Genomic DNA, 12,454 nt, shown 5'->3' with positions numbered 1-12,454 from the left:
TAGTTAAGCTTTTGTTAGCTATTTATTAAACTTAGTCATGGTAAGCTCGGTACCGATGGTAGCAAAGGCTTTGATCATTTCGATAGAGCGATCAATCAATGCAGGTAGTTCTGGTTTCTCATCATCATCAAAACCACTCAGCACATAATCAACCTGGCGGCCTTTGGGGTAATTATCGCTCACACCAAAACGCAGTCGGGCGTAATTGTTATTGCCCAAAGTAAGTTCAATATGCTTTAAGCCGTTATGCCCGGCAGCGCTGCCCTTGGGCTTTAAGCGAAGGGTGCCTAATGGCAAAGCAATATCATCAACCAAAACCAATACGTTTTCCTGCGGGATCTTAAGCTCCTTCATCCAATGATTCAGTGCTTTTCCGCTGAGGTTCATGTAAGTGGTAGGTTTTATCAAATGAAGCATGCGGCCTTTGTATGAATATTCGGTATAATAGGCATGGCGCATGTTATAAAACTTCAGGCTTTCTTGTTTGGCCAGTTCGTCCAATATCATAAAACCGATGTTATGGCGCGTATCTGCATACTCCGGGCCAATGTTGCCTAAACCTACTATTAAATACTTCATACCCCCTATAATTTTAGAACGTCATTGCGAGGAACGAAGCAATCCCCGATATACAGAGCGGCTCTGTAAAGTTCGCGATTGCTTCGTACCTCGCAATGACGGTGTTATTTGTTATTCTGGTTCGATCTGTAGAGCTACGAGATTGCTTCGTCGTACCTCCTCGCAATGACAAATCTTTTATTTCTTCAAAAAACCAAAACTATAAAAAAACAGCGATAAGAAAATCTTATCGCTGTTCCAAAAATCAGTGCAATCACACCTAATTCGGTGTAATCAACATCAATTATTTCTTGCCAGCTTCTTGCTCTGCCTGACGTAATGCACGTGAAGTAGTTACAGATACGATAGTATCTTCAGCAGCATTAGTGATGGTTAAGTTAGCAACGCTAATTTCGCCTACACGTACTGATTTACCTACTTCTAAACCTTCGATGCTAACATCAATGTTGTTGATGTGATCTTTAGGTAAAGCTTTAACACGCAGTTTGCGCAGTTTTTGTACCAATTTACCACCCATTTTAACACCTGGTGAAGTACCGGTTAAACGGATTGGGATTTCGATAGTAACTGGTTTGTTTTGATCCAATTGCAGAAAATCAACGTGTAAAAGTTGTTCTGTTAATGGATGAAATTGCATGTCTTTGATGATAGCTGAAGTGGTAACACCACCAACAGTTAAATCAATAAAGTTAACCTCTGGAGTAAAAATTACCGGTTTTAAGTCAGCAATAGATACTGCAAGGTGAGTTTGTGTAGCACCTCCGTAAAGTACTGCAGGTACCAGACCCTGGTAGCGCAGCTCTTTGGCATCGCGTTTCCCTACGTTCTCTCTTGGAGAACCGCTAATAGCAACTGAATTCATTTTATTATTTATTTTAATTGTTATACTCAGACCATGGATAATAGCCCATGGACCATAGTTTCTTTATCTGTTCGTCTATGGACTATCGACCAAAGACTATTGACTTCTTACTCTCTCTTAAATAACAAACAACTGGCTTATCGAGCCGTGTTCGTTAACGTTTGCTATTGCTTTGGCAAATAAATCTGCAGTTGATAATACGCGGATCTTTTCGCTCTCGTGTTTCAACGGAATTGTATCTGTTACGATCAACTCTGTTAAAGCCGAATTTTCTATCGTTTCATAAGCTTTACCTGATAATACCGGGTGTGTACAAACAGCTCTTACACTGCGTGCGCCACGCTCCATAATTAATCCGGCTGCTTTTGCCAATGTACCTGCGGTATCGCAGATATCATCAATCAGCACGATATCCTGGCCTGTTACATCACCAATAATAGTCATCGACTCAATTTCATTGGCACGCTTACGGCGTTTATCACAAATTACAACCTCTGCATTAAAGAACTTTGCAAAACTGCGGGCCCTGTATGATCCGCCCATATCCGGCGAAGCAATGGTGAGGTTCTCTAAGCCGAGGCTCTTTATATAAGGTACAAATATGATCGATGCATCCAGGTGATCAACCGGGATATCGAAAAAGCCCTGAATTTGCGCTGCGTGCAAATCCATAGTCATAATACGGTTAATACCTGCTGCAACTAACAAGTTAGCTACCAATTTAGCACCGATGGCCACACGTGGTTTATCTTTACGATCCTGACGCGCCAACCCAAAATAAGGGATAACTGCGGTTACATAATGTGATGAAGCACGGCGCGCGGCATCAATCATCATCAATAATTCCATTAAGTTATCGGTAGGCTGGTTGGTAGACTGGATCAGGAACACATCGCATCCCCTTACAGATTCATTAAAGTGTGGTTGAAATTCGCCGTCGCTAAAACGTGATATAACTACATCACCTAATTCGCGACCGTAAGCATCAGCTATTTTATTAGACAGACTTACTGTGGCTGATCCTGAGAATAATTTAACCGGATTAAATTGTTGAGGCATCCTTTTTTGATTTCGGATTTCGAATGTTCAATTTCGAATTTACTTACAACTTAAAGTAACTCGGATTGAATATTCAATCTAATTTCTTCACAAACCTTATAAAACAACAATTCGGATTTCAATTTTCTATCAGTATTAGCCGATTTGAGAATTAAAATCCGAAATTGAAATTTCGAAATTCGAAATTTTCTTGTTGCCCGACCAGGATTCGAACCTAGACAAACGGTACCAAAAACCGTCGTACTACCATTATACTATCAGGCAATCCTTTTTCGTTAACACGTCGTCTCCGAAATGGAATGCAAATATAGGACGATATTTTAAAAGTCAAAAGTCTTTTTTGAAAAAATTTTAAAATTTTTCTCAGCCATTATTTAATGCGCTGGCACTTAGTTAAATTATGTTAAAGATTATCCGAATGATTAAAAAACATCGTAATAGTTTTGTTAATTTCGTCGGCTAATTATAGCTATACTGTATATTCAATCATGAATTATAATAAAATCAACAATCTGTTCGGCTGGATTGCCTTTGTCATAGCCTCATTAACTTACATTTTAACACTTGAGCCATCTGCAAGTTTTTGGGATTGCGGCGAGTTTATTGCCTGTATCTATCGTTTACAGGTAGCCCACCAACCGGGCGCTCCCTTATTTACCATGATAGGTAAAGCGTTTTCGCTGCTATCAATGGGCAATATACACCAGGTAGCCTACTGGACAAACGTTGGTTCTGCACTCGCCAGCGGTGCTACTATCCTGTTCCTTTTCTGGAGCATCACCGCCCTGGCCCGCAAAATATTAACCAAATACAACGAAGAAGTTAGCCCGCTTAATACGATATTAATTATAGGCGCAGGTTTAGTTGGCGCTTTAGCTTATACCTGGTCTGATACCTTCTGGTTCTCGGCTGTTGAGTCTGAGGTTTACGCACAATCATCATTATGTACCGCCATCGTATTTTGGGCTATCCTGAAATGGGACGCACATGCAGACGAGCAGGGTGCCGACAGATGGTTGGTATTCATCGCTTATGTAATGGGTTTATCAATCGGCGTTCACTTGTTGAACTTGCTGGTTATGCCTGCCATTGCACTGGTAATTTACTTCCGCCGTGCCGATAAGGTTACTGCAAAAGGTACTGTTTGGGCATTTATACTGGGTGTTGTAGCATTAGCATTAGTATTATGGGGTATTATCCAATACACAGTTAAAGGTGCAGCTTACGCCGATCTATTATTTGTAAACTCATTAGGCTTCGGTTTCGGCAGCGGTGCAGTAGTATTCTATATATTATTATTAGCCGGTATTGTATTAGGCATTTACTATACAGTTAAGCCTTCTACTCCAATCATTATCGCTTCTGCCATTTGCTTTATATTGTTACTGTCAATCAGTGCCGGTATTATTGGCTTTATAGCTTCGGTAGCGTTAATCGCTTTGTTAGAGTATGTGGTACATATCCGCAACAAGCGTTTTATCCTGAATACGGTATTAATATGTACGCTGTTTATTTTACTGGGTTATAGCTCTTTTGTGATGATCATCATCCGCGCTAAAGCAAGCACAAACTTAAACAACAGTGATCCGCAGGATGCCTTTGCTTTAAACAGCTACTTAAACCGCGACCAGTATGGTGATACACCTTTAATGTATGGCCAGTATTTTGACTCTAAACCGGTTGACCAAACCGAAGGTCAAACTTTATATCGCCGTGGTAAAACCAAATACGAGGTTGCCGGTAAAAAAATATCACAGGTTTACGATCGTAATACCATTTTCCCACGTGTATTCAGCCAGGCAAACGGCGACCCTGAGTTTTACCGCCAGTGGTTACACCTTGGTCAGCAGGAAAGCCCAACGCTGGTGCATAACCTGGCCTTCTTCTTCAGCTGGCAGATAAACCAGATGTATACCCGTTATTTTTTATGGAACTTTGTAGGCCGTACCAATGAAATGGACGGACAAAATGATAGCAACGGCACCGATGGTAACTGGATCAGCGGCTGGAACTTCGGCAAGAAATTACCTTATGCTGTTACCCATAGTAACTCATACAACCGCCTATTTGCCTTACCATTAATTATAGGTTTACTGGGTTTATGGTTCCACTTTAAACGCAACCAGCGCGATGCCGGTGTGGTTGCCGTATTATTCTTTATGACAGGTTTGGCCATTGTGCTTTACCTAAATCAGGATCCACTACAGCCACGTGAGCGTGATTATGCTTATGCAGGTTCGTTCTACGCCTTTGCCATCTGGATAGGTTTAGGCGTATTGGCTATTGCCCAGTTCCTGAGCAAAAAACTGAATGCTACCACCAGTGCTTACATTGCAACCGGTGCCTGCTTATTGGCAGCGCCAATATTAATGGCTAACCAGGAATGGAACGACCACGATCGCTCAACCAAATACACGCCGCGTGATATGGCGACCAACTACCTGGAATCGTGCGCGCCGAATGCGATTCTATTCACTTATGGTGATAACGATACTTACCCGCTGTGGTATGCACAGGAGGTTGAAAACATCCGCCCGGATGTACGTATCGTAAACTTAAGCTTACTGGGTACCGACTGGTATATCCGCCAGATGAAGCAAAAAATGAATGAATCGGCTCCATTGCCTATCACCATGCCGAATGAGAAATTTGAGGCTGGTGTGCGCGATGTGATCTATTTCAACGATAAAAACATCTCTACCCCGGTTGAGCTGAAAGAAGTATTCGACTTTATGACTTCTGATGATCCGCAAACCAAGGTTGAATACCAAAGCGGTGAATCTGCGAACTATCTGCCAACCAAAAACTTTAAGCTGACTATCAACGCTGATAGCCTGATTAAAACCGGTACTGCAACAGAAGCCGACAGGGCACGCATCCTACCGGAAATGGATTGGAAATACGCATCAAACTATGTGACCAAGGATAACCTGGCCATGATTGATATATTGGCGCACAACAACTGGAAACGCCCTGTATACTTCGCCATCACTGTAGGTAGCGAAAACCTGATGGGCTTAGATAAATACCTTTACAACGAAGGTTTTGCTAACCGCCTGTTACCGTTTAAAGCTGATACTACCGTTGCACCGGGCGAAGCTGCCAATACATTAAAAATGTACAACAACATGATGACCAAGTTTAAATGGGGTAACATGAAAAATGCCCGTTACCTGGATCATGAATCGTTAACGATGTTTTACCCTATTATCCTGAAACAGTTTATCATGTTAACAGATCATTTGGTACAGGATGGCCACCAGGAAATGGCTAAAAACGTATTGAAAAAATACGATGATGTAATGCCTAACCTTTATCCTTACACTGAGGTTGCTGCACGTAAGTATTACATTATTGAAGATGCTTACAAAATAGGCGAAGCTCAGTTAGGCAATAAATGGGCAAATGAAGTTGATGATTACATCCTCGATATTCTGTCGTACAATGCCAACCTGATACAAAATAATTCAGATGGTATCCAGTTCCATGATGTACAGTTATCAATGTCGATCCTGAACGGATTGGTATCCATGACCAAAGACTTCCATCAAACTGCACTAAGCGCCAAATACAGCGCCCAGTTAAAAGAGTACGAAGGCAAATTAGGCTCGATACTTAGGCAACAACAACAATAAGCATTAGCTTAAATAATATAGAAAAAGCCGTTCTGACTAATGTTGGGACGGCTTTTTTTATTTTAGACATATACAAGAGCGATATACTCGAACCAGTACATGGCTATTTTTTTGTCAATCAAATTATAAAATTGTATATTGATACATGAATTCCATTGATAGTTCATACAATCTATGTCCGTGTAATAGCGGTAAGAAAGCAACATATTGCTGTTGGGATGGTGGCAAATGGAACAAAAGACCAACTTTACTTCCCGAAACCAAGGCACTAACTGGTCACGCTCATAATAAGTGTTATGCAAATATTACAAATAATTGCTCTGATAAGATATCAAAAGAACATTTTGTATCTGAATATCTTTTAAACAATTTGAGTGATACAAAGGCAGTTAACGTACAAGGATTTCCATGGCAAAAAGAAGAAACTGTTAACCAAATAGCCAAAGCATCTTTAGCATCGAATATATTATGTACACATCATAACAATCTTCTTTCCCCATTTGACGCAGAAATGGGAAGATTGCATAGTACATTTAACAAATATGATCAGGACCTAGTTACTCCTATACCTACAAATGAACTATCTATATTTTGTGGTGAAAATATTGAAAGATGGATGTTAAAAACGGCATGCGCATTTATAGCTTCCGATCAAATTTATGCCGGAAAAGAAAAAATGACGTGTCAGATCAGAGATATTTATATTGATATACTTTTTAAAAATGATCCCTTTCCTGAAGGATGGGGGATGTATGTAGATGCATCTTCGGAACAAACAATTCAGCATTATAACCACCTTACATTTGATTCTGTAGTTATAGATGATACATTACATGTCTTTACAATTAAATTGAATGGATTATTTTTTCATTTAACTCTAAATAATCCATCACGTATTAAATTAGGAGTCATTTATAGACCGAGAGGTATTGAATTAAAAAAGGGAGACATAAAAAAAACAATGGAAATCTGTTGGCAAGATGATAAATACGATCAAGGAGTATTTTTGACTCATCAGAAAAACATTTCTCGAACCAAAGAAGAATGGGATAATCTAATCTTCAATAAAAACGCACCCGAAAATTAGTTGATAACAGAAGAGTTCGACCTGTGGTTAACCTGTTGCAAGGTTTCACATTGTGTAAGCTGAAAGCTTACATCATGTACAGTCACAAGTTACGCTATGCTAAACTTGCGACAGTGAAGATATTGGGGTGTCACACTGAGCCCCGTCGAAGTGTCGCGCGCAGAGGTCTTCTGCACCATGCTTCGACGGAGCTCAGCATGACAGCCGGCGCTTTTCTTTTGTCATTCTGAATGTAATGAAGAATCTTCTTCGATACACATAGCGGCTTTACAGGTTGAAGAAGATTCTTCGCTATCGCTCAGAATGACAAAAAATACGTATAACTTCTAAAACAACAACAGCCGTCCCAACATTACTTGGGACGGCTGTTGCCTTTATTTCTTTCGGACTTACCGACTCACGGTCTTTCGGACTTCCTTACGCCTCTGGCGTTGCTTCGCCTTCAATCACTACCCCCATTGAGCAGAATTTATCGATACGCTCTGTTACCAGCTCATCGATGTTTCTTTCCTGCAGGGCTTTCATGTCTTTTAGCAATTGCTTTTTCAGGGTCGATGCCATGGCAATCGGGTCCTGGTGTGCGCCGCCAAGTGGTTCTTTAATAATACCATCAATCAATTTGTTCTTCAACATTTCTGGTGATGCCAGTTTCAGGGCTTCGGCAGCACGCTCTTTGTAATCCCATGTTTTCCAAAGGATGGTTGAGCAGTTTTCTGGCGAAATTACCGAATACCATGAGTTCTCGAGCATCATCACCTTATCGCCAATACCAATACCCAATGCACCGCCCGATGCACCTTCGCCAATTACAACGCAGATAACAGGTACACGCAGTATCGACATCTCTAACAAGTTGCGGGCAATAGCCTCACCTTGGCCGCGTTCCTCAGCCTCAAGGCCTGGGAAAGCTCCCGGGGTATCGATCAACGTAATAACCGGCTTGTTAAACTTCTCGGCCATTTTCATCAGCCTTAAAGCTTTACGGTAACCTTCGGGGTTAGCCATACCGAAGTTACGGTACTGGCGCTCTTTGGTGTTACGGCCTTTCTGGTGGCCAATAAACATAGCGGTATGACCGCCGATAGAACCCCAGCCACCAATAATGGCTTTATCATCGCCTATGGTACGGTCGCCATGCAATTCGATAAAATCATCGCACATCAGCTCCAGGTACTGTAAGGTATACGGGCGCTCGGGGTGACGTGAGATTTGTACACGCTGCCAGCCGTTAAGGTTGCTATATATTTGTTTTTTAGTAGTCTCAAATTTCTCTTCCAGCTCAGTCAGCGTAGCCGACATATCCACCTGGGTTTTATCTTCAACCTGCTTTACTTTTTCAATCTGCCCTTGCAGGTCCGAAAGCGGTTTTTCAAAATCAAACGTAATCTTCATACACTATTAAATGGGGTGGCTAATTTACGTAAATCATATTGTAATCTTAATTATGATTTAGCAACTCATTAAACTGATTTAGTTGTACCGGGTTAAGCACCTTGCGGGTGTTGTAACAAGCTATTAATAAAGCACCGCGATACTCGCCCTGGTAAGCGCCGTACCTGTTGGTATAAAACACAATAACGCTCTCGTTGGCCCTATGGGTACGAAACAGGCTATCAATCACCCGTTCATTCTGCACTACAGAAAGGCCAACTTCGGTTTTCTTCATTTTCAGCGTAGCATTAATTTCATTCAATTTAGTTATTTGCTGTGCCGATAATTTCAAATGCGTTCTGTATTTCAAAACCTGATCCGGATATGGATAACGGTACATAACGGCAATGTGGGCTACATTATTTACATCATCGCCGTTTAAAATTGCGTTGTATTGTTCGTCGGTTAATGATCTAACGGTCGAATGTCTCACAGCCAAACTATCTAAGTGCTTAGCAGCAACACTATCCGCTTTCTGCGCCCACAACGCCTGTGTGCCCATCAACAAAAAAATAAAAAGAACTGACTTAAGTAATTTTGTAACCATAAGCTTTTAACAAAAATAGGGTTAAGGTGTTTCGAATCGCAAATTTGCCTAATATACTCAAGTATGGGCATTTTGATTATAGTTTATCAGAATTATAAATATTTGCTGACAAGTTTTTTTCAGTAAAAACCAACTTATAAGTTATAAAAATGGAACAGGGGTGTCAATCAAAAACAACCAAAATTTGACTTTAAATAATTGATTATAAAATAATTATAAATATACCAACTAGTACTATACTTACTTTTAAGTCTGTAACATGGAACATGTGGAACATTCCACTCTAATTAGCTAATTCGGCAATTTGTTAATGCCCGTGCAGTTTGTGGTAAACAAAAAAGGGAAGCCATAGCTCCCCTCTTTATCATAGAATAGGCTCTTTATTTAACCGTATACCGTACAACGGTACGGCCTATATTTCCGTCTTTATCAAAACCCTCAATAATGGCTTTGTAGGTACCGCGGCCATCGGCATTGTAAAAGTTAAGTACGGCATTACCGGCTTTATCGGTAAACACATTCGGGTTCCAGTAAATGGTGGTGCGTAAGTCGCTGGCTTTTTGTTGCTGGCTTACATCATACTTTGGCAAATAGAACTGGCGTACTTTGGCATAACCTTTAGGCGTAAAGTTAATTACGTTTTGATCGGGGAATAATTTTTTAAGTTCGTCAGCACTAATCTTTTGGCCTTTAGGTGCCTCTTTCATGTTAATGGATACAACACCATTGGTATTGTTCATTTTGTTGATGCCCGAAAAACCATCGCTGTTGAATATCTCAATCCCATCAACCTCTTTAGGGTTAATGCTGTTTAAGTAGCTCACATCAACCGGCATACCCTTAACATAAAACTGCACCGGGTTTTTATTGCCCTGGTTATAATCGCGCGTTATATAGAAGTTGTTATCGCGATAAGTGATACCTACAAGCGCAGTTGTTAAACACATTAAAAAGTTATTACATCCTGTTAGCTGTTCGGGGTTCACTTCGTGGTCTGCAAATGCACTTAAGCCCGAAAGTCCCGAATAATCCTGGTGGGTAACCTTTTTTACTGTCGAAGCCTTAATCACAACTTCTTTCAGCACCTGGTTAAACTGGTACTGTTTCCCGCTGTTTTTAACATAAGTATTTAAGGTACTGTCTATATTAATGATCTCGTCGGCATAATTCTCAGACTTACCAATGGTAGGGTAAAAACCCGTATTCATGGTAATCTTCATGTTCTTAGAATCCAAGTTATTACGTGCACTGATGGTAACCTGCGATGAATCTGCGAATACCACATTCTGAAACGCAAACTCGCCATCGGCATTGGTAGTGGTTTCTGCCGAATAATTTTTGTCGGGGATAATCAACCGCACTGCGCCCTTAAATACAGGCATACCATTAAACTTACGCAGCGTGCCCGACAGCACAATGCCCTGCTCGGCACCGAACCTGACAGGTTTGATTTTGCCGCTCAAAATATCGGTAAAATCAAACTGCCGGAAACCCTGGCTCATCATTAAAACGTCGAGGTCATCAACCTTTTTAATATCGGGTTTAATAAAATAATAGTTAGGCTGTTCAACGTAGCCGCTCACATCACTGGTAAGCAACATATTACTTAAAATAGTAGTAGCCGCATCTTCAGAGAAAGGGACTTTAGTTTCATCAACAACCGCAACAGAGAAACTGCCCTCGGCCGGTTTATCAGCTAGTTTAGCACCTACATTTAAGGTTACTTTCTGGCGGGTTAAATATGATGGCTTATCGGGTGTTAAAGCAATGTTCAGGTTATCATCGCGGTTAATAAATACCAGGCGCTCGCTTAACGGTTCGCCCGATGAGGATAGCAGGGTTACCTCTAACACGCCCGATTTAAATTTACTTTTAGGTATAGCGGCCGTAGTTGTTTGTTCTGTAAGGGCAGATTGCGCCGCAAAGGTTACAAAGCCACCATTTTTGGCTACTATATAAAACACCTTGTTCTTGTTTTTTTGGAAGAATGCCTGGCTCGACGCAATCTGCAAAATAAGCGTATGCGGGTTGGCATTATTTACGGCCAGGCTTATACCCTCTGCCGATACGCGGGGCAAGTTATAGGTTCCTTTGCTGCCATCAGCAAACTCTACTTTGGCTGTATAGGCCGTATTGTTTTGCGGGGTAAAGCTAAATTTACCCATACCTAAATGCTGCGAACTGAAATTCACGATCTCTTTTCCCTGCCCGTCAACAACGGTACCTTTAACATCAATACCAAGCCCGTTACCTTGTATGGCTTTAAATGCAATTTGCGATTGCATATCGGCCAGTAAAGATCCACCCTCGGGGAAAAACTGAACGTCCGAGGCGTTAAATGCATTTTTCAGCGGGAATACGCTTCCGGCCGTTTTTGTTTTTTCAGTCTCGATACTGGTAATCAGTAAGCCGCCGCTTATATCTTCGCGTTTGTTGGTTATAATAGCCAGGTTAAGGTATCCCTTAGCATCGGTTGTACCACGACCTTTTACTATAATATCGCCGTTCTTTTCTATCCGCCAGTCTACCTTTTTGTTGGGTAGTATAGCACCGTCGGTACCGCGATAAAGTACACGTGCCCCTAACTTCGAGTTTTTATCGCTTAGGTTTCCAGAAAAAGATACATCGGCATTTACATCCTTATTAAGTGCGCTACCCACGGTGATAACCTTATCAAACATGTACGATGTATTGAAGTTGAGCATCCACTGGGTGTAGGCACGCAAACGATAATTGCCTTGCTTGTAATTAACCCCCGATAATATAATGTTACCGAAGGCAGTGCCATTGGCAACAGGCAGTTTTAACTCTTCAACCACAGAGTCACGCGAGTTGACCAGCTCAACATTAAGCACCTTACTTATTTCTGATGGTGAATGAAAATCCATCGTTAAATAAGCCTTAAACAAAATCGTATCGCCCACAGCATAGTATGGTTTATCTAAATGCAGGTAAACCTTCTCAACGGGGTGCTCATTATTAACTTTGGCCGCCCTTTCAATAATGGTATTCAACGGAATACTATCATGTTGTGCAAAAACCGACAGGTGTGTAAGTACAAAAAACAGCAGCAGGTAGAAATATTTTTTCAACAGAGTAAAATTTTGATACGCCATATATAACGGGTAAAAATGCCTAAACATTATCACACCGCCTAACGATTTAACATTTTATAACTAAAAGCAATTATAATGATTCTTTAAAAGGATACAATTACCTATTAGTCACCCCAAAACTTTTTTTTAACACGGTAA

Annotated in this window: 8 protein-coding genes and 1 tRNA gene; 2 read left to right on the top strand and 7 right to left on the bottom strand. The window is 41.0% G+C overall.

What is annotated here, in order from left to right; genetic code table 11:
• Positions 1-18 precede the first annotated feature (18 nt).
• The 4 genes from pth to PQO05_RS03440 all read right to left on the bottom strand — a co-directional run bounded on the left by pth (position 19) and on the right by PQO05_RS03440 (position 2,764).
• On the bottom strand, positions 19-579 hold the full coding sequence (pth, locus tag PQO05_RS03455; protein WP_273631262.1) for an aminoacyl-tRNA hydrolase: 561 nt from the start codon (positions 577-579) through the stop codon (positions 19-21).
• A 283-nt stretch (positions 580-862) separates the two neighbouring features.
• Positions 863-1,441, bottom strand: coding sequence for a 50S ribosomal protein L25/general stress protein Ctc (locus tag PQO05_RS03450; protein ID WP_273631261.1), 579 nt, complete (start codon positions 1,439-1,441; stop codon positions 863-865).
• Between the two features lie 117 nt (positions 1,442-1,558).
• On the bottom strand, positions 1,559-2,500 hold the full coding sequence (locus PQO05_RS03445; RefSeq protein ID WP_273631260.1) for a ribose-phosphate pyrophosphokinase: 942 nt from the start codon (positions 2,498-2,500) through the stop codon (positions 1,559-1,561).
• Between the two features lie 193 nt (positions 2,501-2,693).
• Positions 2,694-2,764 (bottom strand) — tRNA-Gln (locus PQO05_RS03440).
• 224 nt (positions 2,765-2,988) lie between these two features.
• Here PQO05_RS03440 and PQO05_RS03435 point away from each other — a divergent pair.
• Both PQO05_RS03435 and PQO05_RS03430 read left to right on the top strand, forming a co-directional pair.
• Positions 2,989-6,135, top strand: a complete 3,147-nt coding sequence (locus tag PQO05_RS03435; protein WP_273631259.1) for a glycosyltransferase family 117 protein — start codon at positions 2,989-2,991, stop codon at positions 6,133-6,135.
• Between the two features lie 145 nt (positions 6,136-6,280).
• Complete coding sequence (locus tag PQO05_RS03430; RefSeq protein WP_273631258.1) at positions 6,281-7,222, top strand: hypothetical protein; 942 nt, start codon at positions 6,281-6,283, stop codon at positions 7,220-7,222.
• Between the two features lie 417 nt (positions 7,223-7,639).
• Here the strand turns inward: PQO05_RS03430 and PQO05_RS03425 are convergent, their stop codons facing one another.
• From PQO05_RS03425 to PQO05_RS03415, 3 genes are all read right to left on the bottom strand, one after another.
• Positions 7,640-8,614 carry an acetyl-CoA carboxylase carboxyltransferase subunit alpha gene (locus PQO05_RS03425; protein ID WP_273631257.1) on the bottom strand — a complete coding sequence of 325 codons (975 nt, stop codon included), beginning with the start codon at positions 8,612-8,614 and terminating at the stop codon, positions 7,640-7,642.
• A 46-nt stretch (positions 8,615-8,660) separates the two neighbouring features.
• Positions 8,661-9,155 (bottom strand): hypothetical protein, encoded by a 495-nt coding sequence (locus tag PQO05_RS03420; protein ID WP_273631256.1) that lies wholly within the window; start codon positions 9,153-9,155, stop codon positions 8,661-8,663.
• 425 nt (positions 9,156-9,580) lie between these two features.
• Entirely contained in the window at positions 9,581-12,316 is a 2,736-nt protein-coding gene (locus PQO05_RS03415) for a carboxypeptidase regulatory-like domain-containing protein (protein ID WP_273631255.1), read from the bottom strand.
• Positions 12,317-12,454 lie beyond the last annotated feature (138 nt).

The organism is Mucilaginibacter jinjuensis (assembly GCF_028596025.1).
Taxonomy (GTDB): Bacteria; Bacteroidota; Bacteroidia; order Sphingobacteriales; family Sphingobacteriaceae; genus Mucilaginibacter; species Mucilaginibacter jinjuensis.
The sequence above is the reverse complement of the archived record's forward strand: the minus strand, read 5'-3'. Positions and strand labels throughout refer to the sequence as shown.